The organism is Saccharopolyspora indica (genome assembly GCF_027853965.1).
In the GTDB taxonomy this organism is placed as follows: domain Bacteria; phylum Actinomycetota; class Actinomycetes; order Mycobacteriales; family Pseudonocardiaceae; genus Saccharopolyspora; species Saccharopolyspora indica.
This window is the reverse complement of the sequence record NZ_JAQGLB010000039.1, coordinates 1-24898: the sequence shown is the minus strand read 5'-3', so window position 1 is coordinate 24898 and position 24898 is coordinate 1. Positions and strand designations below refer to the sequence as shown.

At 72.3% G+C, this 24898-nt stretch carries 25 protein-coding genes and 1 rRNA gene; 23 read left to right on the top strand and 3 right to left on the bottom strand.

Features of this window, described 5'->3' with window-relative positions; genetic code table 11:
• Window positions 1-4: 4 nt before the first annotated feature.
• Window positions 5-121: ribosomal RNA gene (rrf, locus tag OU416_RS39835) — 5S ribosomal RNA — on the top strand.
• Window positions 122-400: 279 nt separating this feature from the next.
• Here the strand turns inward: rrf and OU416_RS39830 are convergent.
• Window positions 401-1699, bottom strand: a complete 1299-nt coding sequence (locus tag OU416_RS39830; RefSeq protein ID WP_270932284.1) for a hypothetical protein — start codon at window positions 1697-1699, stop codon at window positions 401-403.
• Between OU416_RS39830 and OU416_RS39825 the strand changes: the two genes are divergently transcribed.
• The 16 genes from OU416_RS39825 to OU416_RS39750 all read left to right on the top strand — a co-directional run bounded on the left by OU416_RS39825 (window position 1643) and on the right by OU416_RS39750 (window position 16997).
• Complete coding sequence (locus OU416_RS39825; protein ID WP_270932283.1) at window positions 1643-2521, top strand: tetratricopeptide repeat protein; 879 nt, start codon at window positions 1643-1645, stop codon at window positions 2519-2521. The genes OU416_RS39830 and OU416_RS39825 overlap by 57 nt on opposite strands.
• Window positions 2518-3519, top strand: coding sequence for an HAD-IIA family hydrolase (locus tag OU416_RS39820; protein ID WP_270932282.1), 1002 nt, complete (start codon window positions 2518-2520; stop codon window positions 3517-3519). Before OU416_RS39825 ends, OU416_RS39820 begins: the two co-directional genes overlap by 4 nt.
• 92 nt (window positions 3520-3611) lie before the next feature.
• On the top strand, window positions 3612-3839 hold the full coding sequence (locus OU416_RS39815; RefSeq protein ID WP_372907245.1) for a hypothetical protein: 228 nt from the start codon (window positions 3612-3614) through the stop codon (window positions 3837-3839).
• A gap of 4 nt (window positions 3840-3843) precedes the next feature.
• Window positions 3844-4683, top strand: a complete 840-nt coding sequence (locus OU416_RS39810; protein WP_270932281.1) for a TlyA family RNA methyltransferase — start codon at window positions 3844-3846, stop codon at window positions 4681-4683.
• 11 nt (window positions 4684-4694) lie between these two features.
• Complete coding sequence (locus tag OU416_RS39805) at window positions 4695-5588, top strand: NAD kinase (RefSeq protein ID WP_270932280.1); 894 nt, start codon at window positions 4695-4697, stop codon at window positions 5586-5588.
• 91 nt (window positions 5589-5679) lie between these two features.
• The gene (gene recN / locus OU416_RS39800) at window positions 5680-7476 is read left to right on the top strand and encodes a DNA repair protein RecN (protein WP_270932279.1); all 1797 of its coding nucleotides are present in this window, start codon (window positions 5680-5682) and stop codon (window positions 7474-7476) included.
• A 98-nt stretch (window positions 7477-7574) separates the two neighbouring features.
• Window positions 7575-8759, top strand: a complete 1185-nt coding sequence (gene steA, locus OU416_RS39795) for a putative cytokinetic ring protein SteA (RefSeq protein WP_270932278.1) — start codon at window positions 7575-7577, stop codon at window positions 8757-8759.
• The gene (locus tag OU416_RS39790; RefSeq protein ID WP_270932277.1) at window positions 8756-9685 is read left to right on the top strand and encodes a copper transporter; all 930 of its coding nucleotides are present in this window, start codon (window positions 8756-8758) and stop codon (window positions 9683-9685) included. Before steA ends, OU416_RS39790 begins: the two co-directional genes overlap by 4 nt.
• A 176-nt stretch (window positions 9686-9861) precedes the next feature.
• Window positions 9862-11568 (top strand): CTP synthase, encoded by a 1707-nt coding sequence (locus tag OU416_RS39785; protein ID WP_270932276.1) that lies wholly within the window; start codon window positions 9862-9864, stop codon window positions 11566-11568.
• 96 nt (window positions 11569-11664) lie between these two features.
• Window positions 11665-12315, top strand: coding sequence for an NUDIX domain-containing protein (locus tag OU416_RS39780; RefSeq protein ID WP_270932286.1), 651 nt, complete (start codon window positions 11665-11667; stop codon window positions 12313-12315).
• Window positions 12312-13259, top strand: coding sequence for a site-specific tyrosine recombinase XerD (gene xerD / locus OU416_RS39775; protein WP_270932275.1), 948 nt, complete (start codon window positions 12312-12314; stop codon window positions 13257-13259). Before OU416_RS39780 ends, xerD begins: the two co-directional genes overlap by 4 nt.
• Window positions 13260-13423: 164 nt before the next feature.
• A complete protein-coding gene (locus OU416_RS39770) occupies window positions 13424-14365 on the top strand; it encodes a ParA family protein (protein WP_270932274.1) in 942 nt (313 codons plus the stop codon).
• Complete coding sequence (locus OU416_RS39765) at window positions 14362-14703, top strand: hypothetical protein (RefSeq protein ID WP_270932273.1); 342 nt, start codon at window positions 14362-14364, stop codon at window positions 14701-14703. The genes OU416_RS39770 and OU416_RS39765 overlap by 4 nt, the downstream gene beginning before the upstream one ends.
• Window positions 14700-15551 carry a segregation and condensation protein A gene (locus OU416_RS39760; protein WP_270932272.1) on the top strand — a complete coding sequence of 284 codons (852 nt, stop codon included), beginning with the start codon at window positions 14700-14702 and terminating at the stop codon, window positions 15549-15551. Before OU416_RS39765 ends, OU416_RS39760 begins: the two co-directional genes overlap by 4 nt.
• Window positions 15548-16249, top strand: coding sequence for an SMC-Scp complex subunit ScpB (gene scpB, locus OU416_RS39755; protein WP_270932271.1), 702 nt, complete (start codon window positions 15548-15550; stop codon window positions 16247-16249). Before OU416_RS39760 ends, scpB begins: the two co-directional genes overlap by 4 nt.
• Complete coding sequence (locus tag OU416_RS39750) at window positions 16239-16997, top strand: pseudouridine synthase (RefSeq protein ID WP_270932270.1); 759 nt, start codon at window positions 16239-16241, stop codon at window positions 16995-16997. Before scpB ends, OU416_RS39750 begins: the two co-directional genes overlap by 11 nt.
• 260 nt (window positions 16998-17257) lie before the next feature.
• On the opposite strand, the gene OU416_RS39745 is transcribed toward OU416_RS39750, so the two are convergent.
• Entirely contained in the window at window positions 17258-18433 is a 1176-nt protein-coding gene (locus OU416_RS39745; protein WP_270932269.1) for a cation:proton antiporter, read from the bottom strand.
• A gap of 118 nt (window positions 18434-18551) precedes the next feature.
• Entirely contained in the window at window positions 18552-19034 is a 483-nt protein-coding gene (locus OU416_RS39740) for a cation:proton antiporter regulatory subunit (protein WP_270932268.1), read from the bottom strand.
• 147 nt (window positions 19035-19181) lie between these two features.
• On the opposite strand from OU416_RS39740, the gene cmk reads away from it, so the two are divergent.
• The 6 genes from cmk to OU416_RS39710 all read left to right on the top strand — a co-directional run bounded on the left by cmk (window position 19182) and on the right by OU416_RS39710 (window position 24871).
• Window positions 19182-19904 carry a (d)CMP kinase gene (gene cmk / locus OU416_RS39735; protein ID WP_270932267.1) on the top strand — a complete coding sequence of 241 codons (723 nt, stop codon included), beginning with the start codon at window positions 19182-19184 and terminating at the stop codon, window positions 19902-19904.
• A 136-nt stretch (window positions 19905-20040) separates the two neighbouring features.
• On the top strand, window positions 20041-20715 hold the full coding sequence (locus tag OU416_RS39730) for a lysophospholipid acyltransferase family protein (RefSeq protein ID WP_270932266.1): 675 nt from the start codon (window positions 20041-20043) through the stop codon (window positions 20713-20715).
• Window positions 20712-22145, top strand: coding sequence for a ribosome biogenesis GTPase Der (gene der / locus OU416_RS39725; protein WP_372907246.1), 1434 nt, complete (start codon window positions 20712-20714; stop codon window positions 22143-22145). The genes OU416_RS39730 and der overlap by 4 nt, the downstream gene beginning before the upstream one ends.
• 92 nt (window positions 22146-22237) lie before the next feature.
• Window positions 22238-22915: a response regulator gene (locus tag OU416_RS39720; protein WP_270932265.1), complete on the top strand. Its 678-nt coding sequence runs from the start codon at window positions 22238-22240 to the stop codon at window positions 22913-22915.
• Window positions 22912-23988, top strand: coding sequence for a sensor histidine kinase (locus tag OU416_RS39715; protein ID WP_270932264.1), 1077 nt, complete (start codon window positions 22912-22914; stop codon window positions 23986-23988). Before OU416_RS39720 ends, OU416_RS39715 begins: the two co-directional genes overlap by 4 nt.
• Window positions 23989-24037: 49 nt before the next feature.
• Entirely contained in the window at window positions 24038-24871 is an 834-nt protein-coding gene (locus OU416_RS39710) for an aldo/keto reductase (protein WP_270932263.1), read from the top strand.
• Window positions 24872-24898: the final 27 nt, after the last annotated feature.

Genomic DNA, 24898 nt, shown 5'->3' with positions numbered 1-24898 from the left:
GGTTGTCGGTGGCGATGGCGGGGAGGGTCCGCCCGGTCCCATTCCGAACCCGGTAGCTAAGCTCCCCAGCGCTGATGGTACTGCACTCGACAGGGTGTGGGAGAGTAAGACACCGCCGACACACTACTGAGAGGGGCCGACCGGACCCGTCCTTGCGGGACGGATCTCCGGTCGGCCCCTTTTTCATGACCAAGTTCATGACCGCGAGTTGCCCCCGCTCACATCCGGGGTGCGGCCCACCGCGGCCCGCCGATAGGTGGGGCTACGCTGGTGGGACTTCAGTTTTTCTGCTTCAGGAGGTTCGGTGTCCGGTTCCGACGACAGGCGCGGCGACTCTCGCCGCGGGGCCGGTGCCGGCCGAAGCGGCCAAGGTGGCCGCGGGAGCTACGAGCGCCGGGATTCACAAGGCGGCCAGCGCCGGTTCGGCTCGCGGGACGACCGCGGCGGCTTCCGCAACGACCGCGATGACCGCGGCCGCGGCGGCTACCGCGACGACCGCAGGGGCCGGGACGACTTCGGCGGCCGCAACCAGGGCGGGCAGGACCGCCGCGGCGGCTTCCGCCGCGACAACGACCGTCGCGACGACCGCGGCGGTTTCGACAACCGCCGTGATGACCGTCGCGACGACCGCGGCGGTTTCCGCCGGGACGACCGCGGTTTCAACGACCGCGGCCCGCGCAGTGATCGTGGACCGCGCCGCGACTTCCGCCGTGATGACCGCGACCGCGGGAACTTCCGGCGTGACGACCGGGACCGTCGCGACGACCGCGGAAATGACCGCGGTGGCTTCCGCGGGAACGACCGCGGTGGTTTCCGTCGCGATGACCGCGGTGACCGTCGGGACAACTTCCGTCGTGACGACCGCGGTGGCTTCCGTCGTGACGACAAGCGCGATGACCGTGGCGGTTTCCGCCGCGATGACAAGCGTGACGACCGTGGCGGTTTCCGTCGTGACGACCGCGGCGATCGTCGGGACAACTTCCGTCGTGACGACCGCGGTGGCTTCCGTCGTGACGACAAGCGCGACGATCGTGGTGGCTTCCGCCGTGACGACCGCCGGGACAACTTCCGGCGCGATGACAAGCGCGATGACCGCGGTGGTTTCCGCCGGGACGACCGCGACCGCGGCGATTTCCGGCGCGATGACCGGCGTGACGACCGCGGTGGCTTCCGCCGCGACCGCGACGACAAGCGCGGCGGTTTCCGCCGGGACGACAGGGACTTCAAGGACCGCCCCCGTCGTGACGACCGCGACTCCGGCGACCGTCCCCGTCGCGATGACCGCGATTTCAAGGACCGCCCGCGCCGGGACTTCGACGACCGCCCGCGTCGGGGCGATCGTGACTTCAAGGACCGGCCTCGCCGGGACTTCGACGACCGGCCTCGCCGCGATGACCGTCGTGACGACCGCGGTGGCTTCCGCCGCGACGACCGTCCGCGTCGGGACGGGGACAGGTTCGACCGCGGTGGTCGCCCGCGTCGCGACTTCAACGACCGCCCGCGTCGTGACGACCGCAGGCACGACGACCGCGGTGGAGTCCGCGAGGGCGCGGAGCAGCAGGCGGACGAGGCCGTCGAGCCCAAGCTGCAGGAGCCGGAGCTGCCGGAAGAGGGCGTCGACCCCAAGGAGCTCGACCCCGAGGTGCGCCGCGAGCTGCTGCCGCTGCCGAAGGGACTCGCGGACAAGGTCGCGCAGCACCTCGTCGCGGCCGGTCAGCTGGTCGACGAAGACGCGGAGAAGGCGCTCGCGCACGCCCGCTTCGCCCGCCAGAAGGCATCCCGGATCCCGTCCGTGCGCGAAGCCAACGGGCTCGCCGCCTACTTGGCCGGTGAGTGGGGCGAGGCGCTGTCCGAGCTGCGTGCGGCTCGTCGCATCGCGGGCGGCCCCGGCCACCTCGCGATGATGGCCGACTGCGAGCGCGCGCTGGGCCGGCCCGAGCGCGCGGTCGAGCTCGCCCGCAGCCAGGAGGCGACCCTGCTGGAGCAGGAGGACGCCGTCGAGCTGCGCATCGTGGCTGCCGGCGCGCGCCGGGACCTCGGTGAGATCGAGGCGTCCGTGGTGAGCCTGCAGATCCCCGAGCTGGACCCGCAGCAGCAGGACCCGTGGAGCGCGCGGCTGTTCTACGCCTACGCGGACAACCTGCTGGCCGCTGGTCGCGAGCGCGAGGCCTTCACCTGGTTCGTGCACGCGGCGCACGCCGACGACGAGGAGGAGACCGACGCTCCGGAGCGCCTGGAGGAGCTGGCCGAGAAGCTCGGCGGGCCCGAGGTCGTCGAGGAGCTCGTGACCGAGGCCGAGGCCGCGGCCGGGATCTCCGACGAGGACGAGCTCGACGACGAGGACGACGACTTCGACGACGAGGACGACGTCGACGAGGACGCTTCGGACGAGGACGAGCCCGCGAAGCCGGACACCGACGAGGACGGCACGATCGATTCGGCGACCAGCGAGCCCGAGGCCGCTGAGCCGAAGAAGGACGTCGCGGATGGCGACGCCGAAGGGGGCGCGCGAGCGCAGTGAGCACGCTGCTCGACGGCCACGACGTCGTGCTGTTCGACCTGGACGGCACGGTCTTCCGCGGCGGTGAACTCGTTCCCGGTGCCTTCGAGGCAGTCCGGGAGGTGCACCGCCGCGGCGTCCTGGTCCGCTACGTCACCAACAACGCGTCGAAGCCGGACCAGGCGGTCGTCGACCACCTGGCGGGTCTGGGGCTGACCGCGGAGCGGTCCGAGGTCAGCACCAGCGCGCAGGCCGGTGCCGCGGTGCTGGCGGAGAAGCTGCCCGCTGGTTCCCGGGTGCTGGTGGTCGGTTCCGCCGCGCTGGCGTCCGAAGTGGACCGCGCAGGTCTGGTGCCGGTGTCGGACTTCGCCGACGAACCGGTCGCCGTCGTGCAGGGACTGTCCACCGAGATCGCCTACCGGGATCTCGCCGAGGCGTGCCTGGCGATCCGGGCCGGCGCGCTGTGGGTGGCGTGCAACGGCGACCGGACGCTGCCGACCGAGCGCGGTCTGGTGCCGGGCAACGGTTCGCTGGTCGAGCTGCTGCGCGCGGCCACCGATCAGGAGCCGCTGGTGGCGGGCAAGCCGGAGCGCCCGCTGCTGGACCGCGCCGTCGACTCGGCGGGCGGTCGGTCGCCGCTGATGGTCGGTGACCGGCTGGACACCGACATCGCGGGCGCGGTCAACGCCGGGATGCCGTCGCTGATGGTGCTGACCGGGGTGAGCACCGCCGGCGATCTGCTCGCCGCTTCCGCGCGGATGCGCCCCGACCACGTCGCCGCCGATCTGCGCGGGCTGCTGAAAGCGCCCGCGGAGGTGGCGATCGGCGCGCAGCCCGGGTGGCAGGTCCGGGTCGAGGACTCCGGGCTGGAGCTGTCCCGGACCGACGGCGAAGCCGATGCGCTCGCCGCGTTGCGGGCGTTGTGCGCGGCGTGGTGGGCCGTTTCGTCGGGTGCTGTCGAGGTGCGCGCCGCCGACGAGCACGCGAAGGTCGCGCTGCGCGAACTCGGGATGGCCTGAGCCACCGGCTCGCGTGTCCGGAGTCAGGGCGTTCCGATAGCGTGGAGACGTCGCCGCAGCGGTCGCGGCGTGATCGAGGGGAGCAGGAGCGGATGACCTCTCCGGGGCAGATGCCGAATCCCGCGATGCTGGCGCGCCCGGCCGACGACGGCCAGTCGGCGATCGACGCCATCGCGACGGCGGTCGCCGGACTCGACGAGGTGCGGGAGATGCCCGTCGCCGAGCACGTCGAGCGGTTCGAGGCGGTGCACGCCGCGCTCACCGACGCGTTGTCGAAGGCCGACCACCTCCTCTCCGCAACGAGTGCACACAGGAGCTGACGCAGTGCCACGCAGGGCTCGGCTGGATGCCGAACTGGTTCGCCGCGGGCTGGCGCGGTCCCGCGAGCACGCCTCCGAACTCGTCGAGGCGGGCCGGGTGAGCGTGCGCGGCATGGTCGCGCGCAAGTCCGCCACCGCCGTCGAGACCGACGCGCCGGTGGTGGTCGCCGAGGACGTCGACGATCCCGGCTGGGCCTCGCGCGGTGCGCACAAGCTGCTCGGCGCTCTCGAAGCTTTCGAACCCCGCGGTCTGACCGTGGACGGGCGCAGGTGCCTGGACGCGGGTGCGTCGACCGGCGGGTTCACCGATGTGCTGCTGCGGCGTGGTGCCCGCGAGGTGGAGGCGGTCGACGTCGGGTACGGGCAGCTGGTCTGGAAGCTGCAGACCGACGAGCGGGTGCACATCCACGACCGGACCAACGTCCGCGCGCTCACCGCGGAGACCATCGGCGGCCGGGTGGACCTGGTGGTGGCGGACCTGTCGTTCATCTCGCTGAAGCTGGTGCTGCCCGCGCTGGCCGCCTGCGCGACCGCGGACGCCGACCTGGTGCCGATGGTCAAGCCGCAGTTCGAGGTCGGCAAGCAGCGGTTGGGCTCGGGCGGGGTGGTGCGCGATCCGCAGCTGCGGGCCGAGGCCGTGCTGGAGGTCGTGCAGGTCGCGGCGGAGAGCGGTCTGGGGCTGCGCGGTGTCGTGGCCAGCCCGCTGCCCGGCCCGTCCGGGAACGTGGAGTACTTCCTGTGGCTGCGGCCGGGCGAGAGCACCGACGTGGCGGCAGCCGAAGAGCTGGTGGCGGACGCGGTTCGCCAGGGGCCGCAGACCGCGGTCAAGAACTCGCACCGGTAGAGGAGTGGGAGTTGACCCGAGAGGTGCTGCTGGTGGTGCACACCGGCAGGGAGCACAACGTGCGCACCGCGGAGAAGGTGGCCAGTCAGCTGATCGGCGCCGGGCTGCGGGTCCGGGTGCTGGCCGAGGAGGAGTCCGAGCTCGTCCCGAACTGCTACACCACCGTGGTGGCGCCGGGAGCGCAGGCGGCTGCGGGCACGGAGCTGGTGCTGGTGCTCGGTGGCGACGGCACGCTGCTGCGCGCGGCTGAGCTGGCCAGGCTGGCCGACGTCCCGGTGTTCGGCGTGAACCTGGGCCGGGTCGGATTCCTGGCCGGGGCCGATTCTGATGCGCTGGACGAGGCGGTGGCCGCCGTGGTGGCGGGCCGCTACCACGTCGAGGAGCGGATGACGGTCGAGGTCACCGCGAAGCTGGACGGGCAGGTGCTGGCGCAGACCTGGGCGCTGAACGAGGCCAGCGTGGAGAAGAGCAGCCGGGAGCGGATCCTGGACGTGGTCGTGGAGGTCGACGGGCACCCGGTGTCGGCGTTCGGCTGCGACGGCGTGCTCTGCTCCACGCCGACCGGGTCCACCGCCTACGCGTTCTCCGCGGGCGGACCGGTGGTGTGGCCCGAGGTGCAGGCGCTGCTGGTCGTGCCGAGCAACGCGCACGCGCTGTTCGCCCGGCCGCTGGTGGTGTCGCGGGAATCGCTGGTGGCGGTGGAGATCGACCAGTCCGGGCACCACGCGGTGCTCAGCTGCGACGGGCAGCGGCACTTCGACCTGCCGCCGGGGGCGCGGGTCGAGGTCGTCGCGGGGGACAGCCCGCTGCGCCTGGTGCGGTTGCACGACACCGCCTTCACCGACCGCCTGGTGCACAAGTTCGAGCTCCCCGTTCAAGGATGGCGCGGACCGGCCACGCGCTGAGCAGCGCACGGGCGATTTCAGCGTTTCGTTATTCCCAGCGGGGCGTCGCGCGTCCGGGCGTGCCAGTAGGGTGCTTGATGTGTTGGCGGAGATGCGCATCCAGGGACTGGGCGTCATCGACGACGCCACGCTCGCACTGCACGCGGGGTTGACCGTGGTCACCGGCGAGACCGGGGCCGGCAAGACGATGGTGGTCACCGGGCTGCACCTGCTCGGCGGCGGTCGCGCCGACGCCTCCCGGGTCCGCTCCGGTGCGCAGCGTGCCGTCGTGGAGGGCCGGTTCCAGACGACGATCGACTCACCTGCGGCCAAGGTCGCTTCCGACGCCGGGGCCGAACCCGACGAGGACGGGAGCCTCATCGCGCTGCGCACGGTCACCGCCGATGGTCGTTCCCGCGCCCACCTCGGCGGCCGTTCGGTGCCCAACGCCGTGCTGTCCGAGCTGGCCGAGCAGGTGCTGGCGGTGCACGGCCAGAACGACCAGCTGCGGTTGCTGCGCTCCGGCGAGCAGCGGGCGGTGCTCGACCGCTTCGCCGGGGAGCCGGTGCTGCAGGTGCTCGCGAACTACCAGCGGGTGCGCGCGGAGTGGGCCGAGGCGGTCCGGGAGCTGACCGAGCGCACCGAGCGCTCCCGGGAGCTGGCCAGGGAAGCCGATCTGCTGCGGCACGGGCTGAGCGAGATCGAGGCGGTCGGGCCGGAACCGGGCGAGGACGTCGCGCTGGTCGACGAGGCCAGGCGGCTGGCGGACGTGGACCAGCTGCGGGAGATCGCCGCGGGCGCCCACCACGCGCTGACCGGTGCGGCGGACGGTGATCCGGACGCGCCCGGTGCGATCGGGTTGATCGGCGAGGCACGGCGGCGGCTGTCGACGGCGGAAGACCCGGCGTTGCGGGAGCTGGAGCCGCGGGTGGCCGAAGCCGTTGCGGTGCTGGCCGATGTCGGCGGCGAGCTCGGCGGGTACCTGGACCGGCTGGACGCCGATCCGGCCCGCCTGGAGCAGGTGCTGGCCCGGCAGGCCGAGCTGAAGATGCTGACCAAGAAGTACGCGGCGGACGTCGACGGCGTGCTGGCCTGGGCCGACGATGCCCGCGCCCGGCTGTCCGGAATGGACACCTCGGAGGAGGCGCTGGCGGCGCTGGCCGCGCGTCGCGACGAGCTCGCCGTGGAACTGGCCGAGCTGGCCGGGGAGCTCACCGAAGCGCGGCGGGAGGCCGCGGTCGGGCTCTCGGCGGCGGTGTCCGAGGAGCTGGACGGCCTGGCGATGGCGCAAGCCCGGCTGGAGGTCGTGGTGCAGCCGAAGCCGGCCGATGCCGGTGACCCGAGCGCGCTGCAGGTGCGGGGCGAGAGCGTGCACGCGGGGCCGGACGGCGTGGACGAGGTCGAGCTGCAGCTGATCGCGCACTCCGGCGCTCCCGCGCTGCCGATCCACAAGGGCGCTTCGGGCGGTGAGCTGTCGCGGGTGATGCTGGCGCTGGAAGTGGTGCTGGCCGACGCCGACACCGTGCCCACGCTGGTCTTCGACGAGGTCGACGCCGGGGTCGGCGGGCGCGCCGCGGTGGAGATCGGGCGGCGGCTGGCCCGGCTGGCGCGCACCCACCAGGTCGTGGTCGTCACCCACCTGCCGCAGGTCGCCGCCTACGCGGACCGGCACCTGGTGGTGGACAAGGGCAGCTCCGAAGGCGGGCTGACCCGCAGCGACGTGCGGGTGGTGGCCGACGAGCGGCGGGTGGTGGAGCTGGCCCGGATGCTCGCCGGGATGGACTCCACCGAGACCGGCCGCGCGCACGCCGAGGAGCTGCTGAACACCGCGACCGCGTACAAGCTGGCGCAGGCCCGGTTCTCCCGGCGGAAGAAGCCCGCCAAGAAGAAGGAGAAGAGCGGGGCGTAGCAGCTGGGCCATTTGGCCGAACATTTTCTGCGCCGGACGGGCCATTGGTCTCGGCGTGGCGGACCGAAAACGGGTGATCGGTTTGTCACCATCGGTGCATGAAACTCAGCGGTCTGCTTGCTCGCCAGCAGGGCAACCTGCCCGGTGTGGTCGGGATCGCCCGCATCGAGCGTCGCAGCGACGACGTGCTGCGCCGGGTCCGGACCGGCGACATCGCGGTGATCGACCACGCGGATCTGGACCGGCGCACGGCTGAAGCGCTGGTCTCGGCCGGCGTGGTCGGGGTGGTCAACGCCGCCCCGTCGATCTCCGGGCGCTACCCGAACCTCGGGCCCGACGTGCTGCTGTCGGCCGGGATCGCGCTGGTCGACAGCGTCGGCCCCGAGTTCGCGCGCCAGATCAAGGACGGCACGAAGCTCCGGCTGCACGAGGGCGGGGTGTTCGTCGGCGAGCGGGAGGTCGGCCGCGGCACGGCGCAGGACGCCGACTCGGTCGCCGACCTGCTCATCGAGGCCAAGGCCGGGATGTCGGCGCAGCTGGAGGCGTTCTCCGCGAACACCATCGAGTTCCTGCGCCGGGAGCGGACGCTCATCCTGGACGGCATCGGCGTGCCGGACCTGAGCGCGTCGCTGGAGGGCCGCCAGGTCCTCGTGCTGGCGCCGGGCTACGGCCACGCCGACGACCTCAAGCGGCTGCGCAAGTACGTCCGCGAGTACCGGCCGGTGCTGATCGGCGTCGAGTCCGGCGCGGACGTGCTGCGCGAGGCCGGGTACAAGCCGGACGTCATCGTGGGCGACCCGGACGTCATCAGCACCGAGACGCTCAAGTGCGGCGCCGAGCTGGTGATCCCGGCCCACCTGGACGGGCACGCGCCCGGCCTGGAGCGCATCCAGGACCTCGGCATCGGCGCGGTGACGTTCCCGGCCTCCGGCAACCCGGAGGACCTGGCGCTGCTGCTGGCCGATGCGCACAAGGCGAGCTTGGTGGTCACGGTCGGCTTCCACGCGACGCTGGGGGAGTTCCTGGACAGCGGGCGGTCGGGATCCAACCCGTCGACCTTCCTGACCCGGCTGCGGATGGGCAGCAAGATCATCGACGGCAGGGCGGTGGCCGCCCTGCAGCGCAGCCGCACGCCGACCAGCGCCGTGGTGCTGCTGATCGTCTCGGTGCTGCTGGTGGTGGTCGTGGCGCTGCTGGTCTCCGGCCTGGGCACCGCATTCATGCACGTGGCCGCCGACCTGGGGGACCAGGTGGCGGCATACTTCAAGGGGCTGTTCACGTGATCTCGATGCGCTATCACATCGTGTCGGTCGCCGCGGTCTTCCTGGCGCTGGCGGTCGGCGTGGTGCTCGGCTCGACGTCGATCAGCGACCGGCTGCTGGCCGGGGTCGGCGCGGAGCGGGAGTCGTTGCAGGGGCAGGTCGAGCAGCTCGACGCCGAGCGCACCGCGCTGAAGGCGCAGGTCGCCGGGTCCGAGCGGTTCGAGTCGGCGGTGGCGCCGATGGCCGTGCGGGGTCAGCTGGCGCAGCGCAGCGTCGTGCTCATCAGCTCGGCCGAGGTGTCCGACCAGCGGCGGGCGGCGGTGTCGGAGCTGCTGCGCGACGCGGGTGCGGACCTGACCGGCGAGGTGCGCCTGGGCGACGGGTTCGCCGATCCGGACCGGGCCGACCAGCTGCGCCGCGTGGTCACCGAGCTGCTGCCCGCCGGGCTCCAGCTGCCCACGGCGGCCGATCCGGGCACCCTGGCGGGCGGTCTGATCGGCCCGCTGTCCCTGCTCGACCCGCAGAGCGGCCAGCCGCAGACCGGCGACCAGGAGCGGGCGGCGGCGTTCTCCGGGCTGGCCGACGGCGGCTTCGCCACCGCATCGCCGGGGCTGCGGCCCGCGCAGCTGGCGGTGGTGCTCACCGGCGGTCCGTTCGAGGGCGACCGCGCAGGCGACGAGGCCGCCGTGCTGGCCCGCTTCGCCACCCAGATCGACCTCGCCGGGCAGGGCGCGGTGCTGACCGGTTCGGCGGAGGGCACCGGGGCGGTCGGCGTGGCGCGGGCCGATCCGGCGATCGCGTCGAACCTGTCCACGGTGGACAACGCGGGCAGCGGTTCCGGCCGGGTGGCGATCGTGCTGGCGCTGCGCGAGCAGGCCGACCGGCAGGCCGGGCACTACGGCGTCGCGAGCAGCGCGCAGGGGTCGGTGCCGAGCGCACGAGGTTGAGCTGGCCGCCCGGATGGCGGTTGACCTGGGCGTTCGGCTCTGGTTCGGCAGCGGGGGTCTCGGTGCGCGGCTCGGCTGACGTGCGTTAGGCTGGAATTCCGTGGGAGCGACGGATCCAGCCGTCCTGCCAGTGCAGACATCCAGCCAGGCGACGGCTTGACCACGGGGAGCATTTGTTGGCGCCGCAAGCACGCACGATCAAGCACGTGTTCGTCACGGGAGGCGTGGCCTCCTCGTTGGGTAAGGGGCTCACGGCGTCCAGCCTGGGCGAACTTCTGACCTCCCGCGGTCTGCGGGTCACCATGCAGAAGCTCGACCCCTACCTGAACGTCGATCCGGGAACGATGAACCCGTTCCAGCACGGTGAGGTGTTCGTCACCGAGGACGGCGCCGAGACCGACCTCGACATCGGGCACTACGAGCGGTTCCTGGACCGTGACCTGACCCGCAACGCCAACGTGACGACCGGCCAGGTGTACTCCGCGGTCATCGCCAAGGAGCGTCGCGGTGAGTACCTGGGCGACACCGTCCAGGTCATCCCGCACATCACCGACCAGATCAAGGCCCGCATCCGGGCGATGGCCGAGCCCGACGAGGACGGCCGCACGCCGGACGTGGTGATCACCGAGGTCGGCGGCACCGTCGGCGACATCGAGTCGCTGCCGTTCCTGGAGGCCTGCCGCCAGGTGCGGCACGACGTCGGCCGGGACAACTGCTTCTTCCTGCACGTCTCGCTGGTGCCGTTCCTGGCGCCGTCGGGCGAGCTCAAGACCAAGCCGACGCAGCACTCGGTGGCCGCGCTGCGCAACATCGGCATCCAGCCCGACGCGCTGGTGTGCCGCGCCGACCGGGAGCTGCCGGAGGACCTCAAGCGCAAGATCGCGCTGATGTGCGACGTCGACTCCGACGGTGTGGTGGCCTGCCCGGACGCGCCGTCGATCTACGACATCCCGCGCGTGCTGCACGGCGAGGGCCTGGACGCCTACCTGGTGCGGCGGCTCGGGCTGCCGTTCCGCGACGTGGACTGGTCGGTGTGGGGCGACCTGCTCGACCGGGTGCACAACCCGTCGGAGAAGGTGCGCATCGCGCTGGTCGGCAAGTACATCGACCTGCCCGACGCCTACCTGTCGGTCACCGAGGCGCTGCGCGCCGGCGGTTTCGCGCACCGCGCCAAGGTGGAGATCTCCTGGGTCGGTTCGGACACCTGCGAGACCGACGAGGGCGCAGCGCGGGCGCTGTCCGGGATGGACGGCGTGATGATCCCCGGCGGCTTCGGGGTGCGCGGCATCGAGGGCAAGCTCGGCGCCATCCGCTACGCCCGCACGCACGGCATCCCGACCCTCGGGTTGTGCCTGGGCCTGCAGTGCATGGTGATCGAGGCGGCGCGGTCGCTGGCCGGGCTGGAGCGGGCCAACTCCGCGGAGTTCGAGGAGCCCTGCCAGCACCCGGTGATCAGCACCATGGCCGATCAGCACGACGTGGTCTCCGGCGACCGGGACATGGGCGGCACCATGCGGCTGGGTTCCTACCCGGCGAAGCTGCGGGACGGCTCGATCGTGGCCGAGGCCTACGGTTCGACCGAGGTGGCCGAGCGGCACCGGCACCGCTACGAGGTGAACAACTCCTACCGGGACCGGCTGAGCAAGGCGGGCCTGGTGTTCTCCGGGACCTCGCCGGACGGCCGGCTGGTGGAGTTCGTGGAGCTGCCGCGCGAGGAGCACCCGTTCTTCGTGGGCACCCAGGCGCACCCGGAGCTCAAGAGCCGCCCGACCCGCCCGCACCCGCTGTTCGCCGCGTTCGTCAAGGCCGCGCTGGACTACCGCGCCGCCGAGCGGCTGCCGGTCGAGCTCGAGCCGGCCGAGGAACCCGCGCCGAGCGCATGACCAGGTGATCTCGCCGGGGGCCGCGACCGCGGTCGCCGGCGAGATCTTGCCGCTCGCCGCGCAGTGCCGGACGGCTCTAGGGTGGACGGCGTGGACATGACGGGAAGCGGTGTCGCGCGCACCAACGGCGAGCACGAGTTCACCACCCTGGCCAGCGAGGACGTCTACGTCGGCAAGATCCTCGCGTTGCGGGCCGACGAGGTCGGGATGCCCGGTGGCGGGCATGCGCGGCGCGAGGTCGTCGAGCACCTGGGCGCGGTGGCCGTGGTCGCCGTCGACGAGCAGGACCGGGTGGTGCTCCTGCACCAGTACCGCTACCCGGTGGGGCGGCGGCTCTGGGAGCTGCCCGCGGGACTGCTGGACGTCGCCGGGGAAGCCCCGGTGCGGACCGCGCAGCGGGAGCTGGTCGAGGAGGCCGGTGTCGCGGCCGCGGACTGGTCGGTGCTGGTGGACGTGGCGTCCTCGCCCGGTTTCACCGATGAGAGCATCCGGATCTTCCTGGCCACCGGGCTGTCCGATGTGGACCGCCCGGAGGCGGTCGGGGACGAGGAGGCCGATCTGGTCGTGCGCCGGGTGCCGTTCGCCGAAGCGGTGGACATGGTGCTCGCCGGGGAGATCGTGAACTCGCCCGCGGTGGCGGGGCTGCTCGCGGCCAAGGCGGTGCGCGACGGCGACCGCCGGGGGAGGCCGGTCGACGCGGAGTGGACGGACCGGCCGCAGCGGTTCCGCCGGCGGCTGGCGCGGTGAAGGGTTTCGACGCACTGCCCGCCGAGCTGCGCGAGGCGATCAGCGGTTACCTCGACCACCTCGCGGTGGAGCGCGGCACCGCCCGCAGCACGCTGGACTCCTACTCCCGGGATCTGCGCCGGTACGCCGAATTCCTGGTCGGCGCGGGGATCGCCGGGCTGGGCGAAGTGCGCGCCCAGCACCTCTCGGAGTTCCTCGCCGAACTCCGGGAGGGCACCGAGCAGCGGCCGCCGCTGGCCTCGTCCTCGGCGGCCAGGGCGCTGGTGGCGGCCCGCGGGCTGCACAAGTTCTCGCACGCCGAGGGCAAGCTCGCGGTCGACGTGGCGCGCGAGGTCGCGCCGCCGAGCCTGCCGAAGCGGTTGCCGAAAGCGCTGTCCATCGGCGATGTCGGCACCCTGCTCGAGCACGCCGGGGGCGACGACGCCAAAGGGCTGCGGGACCGGGCGCTGCTGGAACTGCTGTACTCCACCGGTGCGCGGATCTCCGAAGCCGTCGGCCTGGACCTCGACGACGTCGACCGCACCGACCGGACCGTCCGGCTCGACGGCAAGGGCGGCCGCCAGCGGCTGGTGCCGGTCGGTCGTCCCGCGTTGGAAGCCCTCGACGCCTACCTGGTGCGGGCCCGCCCGGCGCTGGTGGCGCGCGGCCGGGGCAGTGCGGCGATCTTCGTGAACTCGCGCGGTGGCAGGCTTTCCCGGCAGAGCGCGTGGAACGCGCTGAAGACCGCGGCGCGGCGCGCCGGGATCGGCGGTGACGTTTCCCCGCACGTGCTGCGGCACTCCTTCGCCACGCACCTGATGGAGGGCGGTGCGGACGTCCGGGTGGTGCAGGAACTGCTCGGGCACGCATCGGTCACCACGACCCAGGTCTACACGCTGGTCACCGTGAACGCTTTGCGCGAGGTGTACGCGACGGCCCATCCGCGGGCTTACGCTTCGGGGTGAGTTGCGCGCGCTGCGCATGCGGTGCGGCCGGATTGACGGTAGACGTTGATCACACGGAGATCACAAGGAACTTCGGACACCCCGGCGAGGCGCGTTGCCGCTGGTAGTGAATGCCACTTAGGCTGCGGTTGATCGCCACCGGTACCAAAAGGAGTCTGATCGCCATGTCGCTGCCGCAGCCCTCCGCCGAAGGGCGGTCCCGGGGCGCGGTCGACCTGAGCATCGCCCCCGAGACGACGGGCCGCGTGGAAGGCGCCGACCTGGCGCCGAACCCGCGCGGTCTCGGTCCCACCGGCCGGCCGCTTAGGCACATCCCGGAACCGCCGCTGCTGGACCGGCACGGTCCCGCCGCGGTCCTCGCGATGTGCAACCAGAAGGGCGGGGTGGGCAAGACCACGTCGACGATCAACCTCGGCGCATCGCTGGCGGAGTACGGGCGCCGGGTGCTGCTGGTGGACTTCGATCCGCAGGGCGCGCTCTCGGTCGGCCTCGGGGTCCAGCCGCACCAGCTGGATCAGACGATCTACAACGTGATCATGGAGCGGTCGGTCGGCGTGCACGACGTGGTGCGCCGGACCTCCGTCGACGGCATGGACCTGCTGCCCAGCAACATCGACCTGTCGGCCGCCGAGGTGCAGCTGGTCGCCGAGGTGGGCCGGGAGCAGACGCTGCACCGGGTCCTGCAGCCCGCGCTGGCCGACTACGACTACATCCTGGTGGACTGCCAGCCGTCGCTGGGCCTGCTGACGGTCAACGCGCTGGCCGCCGCCGACGGCGTGATCATCCCGCTGGAGTGCGAGTTCTTCAGCCTGCGCGGGGTGGCGCTGCTGATCGACACCATCGAGAAGGTGCAGGAACGGCTGAACCCGAAGCTGGAGATCAGCGGGATACTGGCCACCATGTTCGACCCGCGCACGCTGCACTCCCGCGAGGTGATGGCCCGGGTGGTGGAGGCCTTCGGCGACGTGGTGTTCGACGCGGTGATCAACCGCACGGTGCGGTTCCCGGAGACCACGGTGGCCGGGGAGCCGATCACCAGGTGGGCGCCGCGCTCCGCGGGCGCCCAGGCGTACCGGGCGCTGGCCCGCGAGGTGATCGCCAGATGACCCGGCGGGTCGCCCTGCCGGGAGCCGCCGAGCTGTTCCGTACTACTGTTCCTCGCGCGGATCACGCCGACGCGCCGGAAGCGGCACCGGCCGCACCCGCCCGTGCCGGGCGGTCCGGGTCGGGTCGGCGCAAGCACGATGCGAAGATCACCGTGTACGTCTCCGACGAGGAGTTGCTGGGCTTGGAGCAGGCGCGACTGGCATTGCGGGCCGACCACGGCATCGCCGTGGACCGCGGCCGCGTGGTGCGGGAAGCGGTCGCGGCGCTGCTCGCCGACCTCGACGAGCGGGGTGCCGATTCGGAGCTGGTCCGCCGCCTGCGGGAGTCCGGCGAGTGACCGAACCCGTTGCCGGGGAGGTAGCCGGGGAGTCCGGCGGCACCGGCAAGTTCACCGTCCGCCTGGAGAACTTCGAAGGCCCCTTCGACCTGCTGCTGCAGCTGATCTCGCAGCACCAGCTCGACGTCACCGAGGTGGCGCTGCACAAGGTCACCGATGAGTTCATCGCCTACACCAGAGCGCTGGGCGAGCAGTGGGACCTCGACGAGGTCACCGAGTTCCTGGTGGTCGCCGCGACCCTGCTCGACCTCAAGGCGGCCCGGCTGCTGCCCGCGGCCGACGTGGAGGACGAGGCGGACCTGGCGCTGCTGGAGGCCCGCGACCTGCTGTTCGCGCGGCTGCTGCAGTACCGCGCGTACAAGCAGGTGGCGGCGCTGTTCGGCGAGTTGGAGGCCGGGGCGCTGCGGCGCTACCCGCGCTCGGTGGCGCTGGAGGAGCGGTTCGAGAACCTGCTGCCGGAGGTGCGGATCGGAGTCGATCCGCAGCGGTTCGCCGAGGTCGCGGCCGCGGTGTTCCGGCCGAAGCCGCCGCCGACGGTGTCGCTGGACCACATCCACCAGCACGGCGTGTCCGTTCGCGAGCACGCGGCGTTGCTGCGGGTGCGGCTGGCGGAGAAGGGCAGCGCCACCTTCCCGGAGCTGACCTCCGACTGCGGGCACACGGTGGAGGTGGTGGCCAGGTTCCTGGCGCTGCTGGAGCTCTACCGCGAGAAGGTGCTTCAGTTCGAGCAGGAGACGCCGCTGGGTGAACTGCTCGTGCGCTGGGTCGGCGGCACCTTGGAGCAGGCCAAGGTCGATGCCGAGGTGCAGCGCGCCAACGCCGACGCCGAGGAGGAGGAGTACGGGTGAGCGATCCTGTGCCAACCCCAGAACAGCTCAACCGCACCTCAGGGGACCGTGACGCAAACCAGCCACAAGAAACCGCGAAACGCGAGATTGATCCGGACGCAACCACAACTGTGAATCGCGGAGAGGCGGAAACTGAGACCTCGAGCGCGCCGGACCTCACGTCCGACGCCGCGCTCGACGCCGCGCTGGAGGCGCTGCTGCTGGTGGTCGACGTGCCCGCCGGTGAGGAGCTGCTGGCCGACACCCTGGAGCAGCCGGTGCGGCGGATCCGCCAGGCGTTGCAGCGGCTCTCCGCCTGGTACGCCGACTCCGAGCGCGGCATCGACCTGCGCCGCGTCGGCGACGGGTGGCGGTTCTACACGCGGGAGACCTACGCGCCCTACGTCGAGCGGTACCTGCTCGACGGGCAGCGCTCGAAGCTGACCCGCGCCGCGCTGGAGACGCTGGCGGTCATCGCTTACCGGCAGCCGGTGACCCGCTCGCGGGTGGCGGCAGTACGGGGTGTGAACGTCGACGGCGTCATCCGTACCCTGGTGGGGCGCGGCCTAATCGAAGAGGCCGGGACCGACCCGGAGACGGGCGGCATCCTGTACTGCACGACCGAGCTGTTCCTGGAGCGGCTGGGCCTGTCGTCGCTGAAGGACCTGCCGCCGCTCGCCCCCTTGCTGCCCGAAGTGGATTCGATCGATGACGTCTGAGAACCGCCCGTCCAACGCCGCCGCGGAAGGCGTGCGCCTGCAGAAAGTGCTGTCCCAGGCCGGAGTGGCCTCGCGGCGCGCGGCCGAGGAGATGATCGTCGAAGGCCGCATCGAGGTCGACGGCGAGGTGGTCATGGAGCTGGGCCGCCGCGTCGACCCGGCGACCGCGGTGATCCACGTCGACGGCAACCGCGTGATGGTCAACGACGACCTGACCCACCTGCTGCTCAACAAGCCCACCGGCATCCTGTGCACCATGTCCGACGACAAGGGCCGCCCGTGCATCGGCGACTACCTGCGGGAGCGCCAGGGCAAGCTGTTCCACGTCGGGCGGCTGGACCAGGACACCGAGGGCCTGCTGCTGATCACCAACGACGGCGAGCTGGCCAACCGGCTGATGCACCCGTCCTACAAGGTGCGCAAGACCTACCTGGCCGAGGTCATCGGCCCGATCCCGAAGGACCTGGGCCAGCGGCTGCGCGACGGCGTGGAGCTGGAGGACGGCCCGGTGAAGGTCGACCGGTTCAAGCTGGTCGACACCAACCAGAACCGCGCGCTGGTGGAGATCGTGCTGCACGAGGGCCGCAAGCGCATCGTGCGCCGGCTGCTCAAGCACGTCGGCCACCCGGTGCAGCGCCTGGTGCGCACCCGGATCGGCGACGTCCGCCTGACCACGGAGCGCCCCGGCGCCATCCGCCCGCTCAACCAGCAGGAAGTCGGCTCGCTGTACCGCATCGTCGGGATGTGACGCCGGACTCGGCCTTCTGGCGACTGAGCTCTTTGGTCGAGGCTGCGAGGCGTATCGCAACACCGGCATGAACTGCCGCAAGCGCGCAGCGCTTAACCCACCCTCGCAGCTTGCGCCGCCGCGGGTTCTCAGAGCTTTCCTGGCGAGGACGGCCCCTCCGCCGTGTATTTGGGATACATCAGGAGGGGCACCCGCAGTCCAGGGAAGCTCTGAGGTTCCGCTACCTGCACTGCTACGCAGGACGAGCCTGGAATCAACGTCTAGGCCTTGGGCGCGGCTCGGCGGACGAACAGGCGGGCCACCGGCTCGACCACTCGGGCCGCGACCGGGCCGAGGATCGCCATGAGCAGGACGTAGGCGGTGGCCAGCGCGGCCAGTTCACCGGACACCGCGCCCGAGGCCACCGCCAGCCCGGCGATCACGATGGAGAACTCGCCGCGCGCCACCAGCGCGGCACCGGCCCGCGCGCGGCCCATCCGGCCCACGCCCTGCATCTGCGAGGCCACCCAGCCGGTGACGATCTTGGTCGCCGCGGTGATCAGCGCGAGCGCCAGCGCCACCGGCAGCACCGGCGGGATCTGCGACGGGTCGGTGTTCAGCCCGAACACCACGAAGAACAGCGCGGCGAACAGGTCGCGCAGCGGCTCCAGCATCCGGGTCGCGTTCGCCGCGGTCGAACCGGAGATCGCGATGCCCAGCAGGAACGAGCCGACCGCGGCCGAGACCTGCAGCTCCGAGGCGATGCCCGCGACCAGCAGCGCCGAGCCGAGCAGCCGCAGCAGGAAGACCTCCGGGTCCGGGCTGTCGATCAGCGCCGAGACGTACTTGCCGAACTTCAGCGCGATCACCAGCACCAGCGTGATCACCACCAGCGACACCCCGACGGCGGTGAGTCCGCCGAGGAAGCTGACGCCGGCCAGCAGCGCGGTGAGGATCGGCAGGTAGACGGCCATCGCGAGGTCCTCGAAGACCAGGATCGACAGGATCACCGGGGTTTCCCGGTTGCCCAGTCGACCCAGGTCCCCGAGGACCTTCGCGACGATGCCGGAGGAGGAGATGTAGGTGACGCCCGCCATGGTCAGCGCGCCGATCGGGCCCCAGCCCAGCATCAGCGCGACCACGGCGCCCGGCACCGCGTTGAGCGCGATGTCGATCAGGCCCGCTAACCACGAGCGGCGCAGCCCGGTGACCAGCTCGCCTGCGGAGTACTCCAGCCCCAGCAGGAGCAGCAGGAGGACCACGCCGATCTCGGAGGCCAGGTGGGTGAACGCTTCGATGCCGTGCAGCGGGATCAGCCCACCGGTGCCGAACGCCAGTCCGCCCAGCAGGTACAGGGGGATCGGGGATATCCCGATCTTCCAGGCGAGCCTGCCCAGCACGCCGAGACCGAAGAAAACCGCGCCGAGCTCGATCAACGAGATCGCCGTGTCGTGCACCGTGGTGTTCCTCTCGCGCGTTGCCTGCGTATGGAGTTGTCGTGGGTTCGACACGCGCGGGACCGGCGTTGGCGACGCGTGTCCCGGTCGGGGACCGGGCGGGCGGAGCGGGCTGCGGTCAGCCCTTCTCCAGGATTTCGCTGGCGGCGCGCAGCCCCGTGCTGGTGCCCACGACGACCACCAGGTCGCCGCCGGCGAACTCGAAGTCCGGGCGGGGCGAGGGGTGCACGGTGCCGTCGCGGACCACCGCGACGATCGACACCGAGGTGCGGGTGCGCATCTCGGTGTCACCGAGGGTGCGGCCGTCGTAGGGCGACCCCGGTGCCAGCGGCAGCTGCCAGGTGGTGACCCCGGTGACCTCGCGCTGCTGCTCGGTGAGCTTCGCGACCAGCTGCGGGGCGCCCAGCAGGTTGGCCAGCGCGCTGGTCTCGGCGGTGGTCAGGTCGACGGAGGCGGCGACCTTGTCCGGGTCCTCGTGGTCGGAGACGATCAGCTCGAACCGGCCGTCCCGGTAGGTGATCACGCCGATGCGGTGGCCGGATCGGGTGGTGAAGTCCTGCCGCGTGCCCAGGCCCGGCAGCGGGGTCACTGTTACGTCCACCCGCTCACCATATTCCGTGATCGGCGGGATTTGTCCGGCAGTTCGGGTGGATCGGGACGCGATGCGGACCGGCGGCCGGGGACCAGGCAGAATGGACGGTTGGTCCGGCTGTCGGCCGGGTGCGGCGACGATCAGGAGGAAGAGCACGTGGCACACGCCAGGCTCCGCGGTGTGGTGGCCCTCGACGGTCCTTCGGGCACCGGCAAGTCGACGGTGTCCCGCAAGTTGGCTTCGGCCTTGGGCGCGACCTACCTCGACACCGGCGCGATGTACCGCGCCGTGACGCTGGCCGTGCTGCGCGCGCAGGTCGAGCCCTCGGACGCGGTCGAGGTCGTGCGCGTGGTGCGCGCGGCGGAGCTGACCATGGGCACCGATCCGGAGCGGCCCGGGGTGCTGCTCGACGGCCAGGACGTCGGGCAGGAGATCCGCGGACCGGAGGTCACCGGCGCGGTCTCCGCGGTGTCGGCGGTGGCCGAGGTGCGCGACCAGCTGGTCGCGCTGCAGCGCGAGCTGATCGGCCGGGCTCTGCGCGAACCCGGCGGCATCGTGGTCGAGGGCCGCGACATCGGCACCGTCGTGGTGCCCGACGCCGGTCTGAAGGTCTACCTGACGGCGTCCTCGACGGCCCGCGCCGAGCGGCGCACCGCCCAGGACGTCTCCGAGGGCCGGGCCGGGGACCTGGACCGCACGCACGCCGACGTGCAGCGCCGGGACGCGCTGGACTCCGGGCGCAAGGTCGCGCCGCTGCGCAAGGCCGACGACGCGCTGGAGCTGGACACCACCGACCTGGACGTGGCGGGCGTGCTCGAACAGCTGCACAAGCACGTCGAGAGCCGCGGCCTGCTCACGAGAGACGAGTTCGCGGAATGAGCAGTCCTGTGGCAACCCCAGTTCTACTCAACCGCACCTCAGGGGAACGTGACGCAAACCAGCCACAAGAAACCGCGAAACGTGAGGTCGAGCTGGACGCAACCACCACTGTGAAGCTCGGAGAGGCGGGACAGTCATGACCGAGCAAACCCTGCCCGAGGGCGCGTCGCACCGGATGCACCGGTTCGGCCAGTGGATCTCGCGGCGGATCGTGCGGCTGCCGTTCCGCGTCCGCATCCACGGCGCCGACCGGATCCCGCGCACCGGTCCGCTGGTGGTGGTGGCCAACCACAGCTCGCTGCTGGACGGGCCGCTGCTGCTCGGAATGTTCCCGCGCCCGGCGGTGTTCCTGATCAAGCAGGAGATGTTCAAGGGCGCGCTGGGCTGGTTCCTGCGCCGCATCGGGCAGATCGGGGTGCGGCGCGGCGAGGCCGACCGCACGCCGCTGCTGACCGCGGTGCGGGTGCTCAAGGCCGGCGGGCTGGTCGGGGTCTTCCCCGAAGGCACTCGCGGGTCCGGCGACGTGGAGAGCGCGCAGCACGGTGCGGCCTGGTTGGCACGGGCGTCCGGCGCCCAGGTGCTGCCGGTCGCGGTCCGGGGCACCCGACGTCCGGAAGGCCGGGGCCGTAGGCTTCTGCCCAGGATCGACGTGCTGTTCGGCGAGCCGATCGCGCTGCCCGCGGGCAAGGGCCGCACCGGCCTGGTCGTGGCGACCGAAGCGGTGCGCACCGAACTGGTCGAGCTGATCGCCGAACTGGACCGGCTGGTCGCCGACCACCGCGAAGACGATGTGAGAGGGAAACGAGCGTGACCGACGAGTCGCTGGAAGGCCTGGACGGCACGTGGTCCGACGAGGCCGAATGGGCCGAGTTCGACGGGGTCTCGGCCCCGGAGGACGCCGCACCGCCGGTGCCGCAGCCGGTGCTGGCCGTGGTCGGCCGCCCCAACGTGGGCAAGTCGACCCTGGTCAACCGGTTGTTGGGCCGTCGTGAAGCCGTCGTGCAGGACACCCCGGGCGTGACCCGGGACCGGGTGGCCTACGACGCGCTGTGGAACGGCCGCCGGTTCACGGTGGTCGACACCGGTGGCTGGGAGCCCGACGCGAAGGGCCTGATGGCCTCGGTCGCCGCGCAGGCGGAGCTGGCCATGCACACCGCGGACGCGGTGCTGCTGGTGGTCGACGCGCGCGTGGGGCCCACCGAGACCGAGGAGGCCGTGGCGCGGGTGCTGCGCCGCTCCAAGCGGCCGGTGCTGCTGGCCGCCAACAAGGTCGACGACCAGCGCGGCGTCTCCGACGTGCACTCGCTGTGGTCGCTGGGCCTGGGCGAGCCGATGCCGGTCAGCGCGCTGCACGGGCGCGGCTCCGGTGACCTGCTCGACGCCGTGCTGGAGGCGTTCCCGGAGACCCCGCGCGAGGTGTTCGGGGCTTCCGGCGGGCCGCGGCGGGTCGCCCTGGTCGGCAAGCCGAACGTGGGCAAGTCGAGCCTGCTCAACAAGCTGACCGGCGAAGAGCGGTCGGTGGTGCACGACGTCGCCGGCACCACCGTCGACCCGGTGGACTCCCTGGTGGAGCTGGACGACGAGGTGTGGCGGTTCGTCGACACCGCGGGCCTGCGCAAGCGGGTCAAGACCGCCAGCGGCACCGAGTACTACGCCTCGCTGCGCACCAAGGCCGCCATCGAGGCCGCCGAGGTCGCCATCGTGCTCATCGACGGGTCCGAGCCGCTCAGCGAGCAGGACCTGCGGGTGATCACCATGGTGGTGGAGGCCGGCCGGGCGCTGGTGATCGCCTACAACAAGTGGGACCTGGTCGACGAGGACCGCCGCCGCCAGCTGGAGAAGGAGATCGACCGCGAGCTGGTCCGGGTGCGCTGGGCGGAGCGGGTCAACGTCTCGGCCAAGACCGGGCGCGCGGTGGCCAAGCTGGCACCGACGCTGCGCACCGCGCTGGACTCCTGGGACACCCGGGTGCCCACCGGCCGGTTGAACGGCTGGCTGTCCGAGCTCGTCGCGGCCAACCCGCCGCCGGTGCGCGGCGGCCGGCAGCCGAAGATCCTTTTCGCCACCCAGGCGCAGACCCGGCCGCCGACGTTCGTGCTGTTCACCACCGGCTTCCTGGAGGCGGGCTACCGGCGCTTCCTGGAGCGCAAGCTCCGGGAGACCTTCGGGTTCGTCGGCAGCCCGGTGCGGATCTCGGTGCGGGTGCGCGAGCGCAAGGCCAACAAGGGCGGTCGTCGCTGATCACTGCCCGCTCGGGTGGTGTGCGCGCTGCGTCCGGGACACCCCGCTAGTCTGCTCAGCAACCCTTTCGGAGCAGGGGAGGTGACCGAGAGGTGCAGGCGGTGAACGGCGGGGAACCGATCCGGGTGGTGCTGGCCGACGACGAGGCCATGCTGCGGCGGGGGCTGCGGCTGCTGCTGGAGAGCAGCGGCACGATCCGGGTGGTCGCCGAGGCGGGCGACGGCAACGAGCTGCTCGGTGCGGTGCGCGCCCACGCCGTGGACGTCGCGCTGATCGACGTGCAGATGCCGGGCAAGGACGGGCTGTCCGCGCTGCGGGAGCTGACCGCGCTGCCGGACCGGCCCGCGGCTGCCGTGCTGACCACGTTCGACCTGGACGACTACGTCTCGGACGCGCTGCGCTACGGCGCCAACGGGTTCCTGCTCAAGGACGCCGACCCGGCGGTGCTGGTGCGGGCGGTGCACGACCTGGCGGCCGGTGGCGCGGTGCTGGACCCGCGGATCACCGCGCGGCTGCTGCCCCGGTTCCGGGGTGCGACCGACAACGCGCACGAGGTGCAGCTGGTGCGCGGTTTGTCCGCCCGGGAGCGGCAGGTGCTCGAGCTGCTGTCCGATGGGCGTTCCAACGCCGACATCGGGATGCGGCTCGGGCTGACCGAGGCGACGGTGAAGAGCTACGTGTCGACCGTGCTCAGCAAGCTGGGCGCGCAGAACCGGGTGCAGGCCGCGTTGATCGCACAGCGCGTAGCGGGTGCGGGCGACCGCTGGTGAGCGCTGTGCGGTGGCGTCACCTCACCGTCGAAGCGCTGGCCGTCGCGATCCCGGCGGCTGCGGTGCTGGCCGCGCCGGACCCGTTCGGCTACGCCGTGGTGTCCGGCCTGGTCGCTGCTCTCCTGCTGCCGCTGCGGCGGCGGTGGCCGCGCATCGCGGTGCTGCTGTGCCTGCCGGCGCTGGCCGGTGGGCTCGGCTGGCCCGCGTCGATCGTGGCGCTGTTCGCGCTCGGCCGGGCTCAACCGCAGGCGCGGTCGCTGGCCTTCTGGACGGTGCTGGCCGCTGCGGTGGCGGTCGCTCCGGTGCTGATCTTCCAATCGCTGCAGGTCGGCGCGATCATGCTGACCTTGGCGTACGTGCTGCTGGCCGCTGGTGCACCGGTCGCCCTGGGCGCGCTGGTGTCGCTGCGGCAGCAGCTGGCGGAGAGCCTGCGCCGGCTGGAAGCGGCCACCGCGGCGGAGCTGGAGGCCAAGGCGGAGACCGCGCGGGCCGATGAGCGGGCGCGGATCGCGCGGGAGATCCACGACGCCGTCGGCCACCACGTCACCCTGATCGCCGTCGAATCGGCCGCGCTGGGCGCGACCACCGCCGACACCGAGGCGAAGGAGACAGCGGCCCGGTTGCGCGGGCTGGCCAAGCAGGCGCTGGACGAGATGCGCGCGACGCTCGGGCTGGGCAGCACCTGCCGGACCGGGCTGGACACCATCCCGGAACTGGTCGGCCAGGCCCGCGCGGCCGGGGTCGACGTGGAGCTGTCCAGCGAGCTGAGCGATCCCGACGTGCCACCGGCAGTGGAGCGGGCGGCCTACCGGGTGGTGCAGGAAGCGCTGACCAACGCCTCCAAGCACGCGCCCGGCGCGGTGATCAAGGTGGACCTGTCGAGCAGGGCGGGCGCGCTGCACATCGTGGTCACCAACGGTGCACCGCAGAGCAGGCCGGTGGACGTGGGCAGCGGTGGCTCGGGGCTGGCCGGGCTCTCGGAACGGGTGCGGATGGCGGGCGGGCAGCTCGACGCCACGCCGTTCGAGGACGGCAGCTTCCAGCTGACGGCCGTCCTGCCCAAGCAGCGCTGACCGTATGCTGGCCGCACGCCCGGCAGCGATAGAAATCTTGGGAGCGTGCATGCGTGCTATCCAACTGCCCGGTGGCGGGGAACTGCCGGTGCTGGGTCAGGGCACCTGGGGCATGGGCGAGCGGCGCGGACAGCGAGCGGCCGAGGTGGCCGCGCTGCGCCGCGGGCTGGACCTGGGCCTCGGGTTGATCGACACCGCCGAGATGTACGGCAGCGGTGGTGCCGAAGAGGTCGTCGGCGCCGCGATCAGCGGGCGCCGGGACGAGGTCTTCCTGGTCAGCAAGGTCTACCCGCACAACGCGAGCCGCCGCGGCGCGGTCGAGGCCTGCGAGCGCAGCCTGCGCCGCCTGGGCACCGACCACCTGGACCTCTACCTGCTGCACTGGCGCGGCAGCACGCCGCTGGCCGAGACGATGGATGCCTTCGAGCAGCTGCGGGCCGACGGCAAGATCAGGCGCTTCGGGGTGAGCAACTTCGACCCGGCCGACATGGGCGAGCTGTTCGCCGGTGAGCTCGGCCGCCGGTCGGCGACCAACCAGGTGCTCTACAACCTGACCCGGCGCGGCATCGAGGTCGACCTGCTGCCCTGGTGCCGGGAGCAGCACCTGCCGGTGATGGCCTACTCGCCGATCGAGCAGGGCCGCCTGCTCGGCGAGCCCGCACTGCGGCGCGTCGCCGAGCGCCACGAGGCGACCCCGGCGCAGATCGCGATCGCGTGGGTGCTGGCGCAGGACGGGGTGTGCGCGATCCCGAAGGCCGCGACCCCGGAGCACGTCGACCAGAACCGGGCGGCGCTGGACGTCGAGCTGACCGCCGCGGACCTGGCCGAGCTGGACGCGGCCTTCCCCGCGCCGAAACGTCCGGTCCCGCTGGAAGTCCTCTGATCTCCCCGGTCGTGGGGGGGGGGGGGG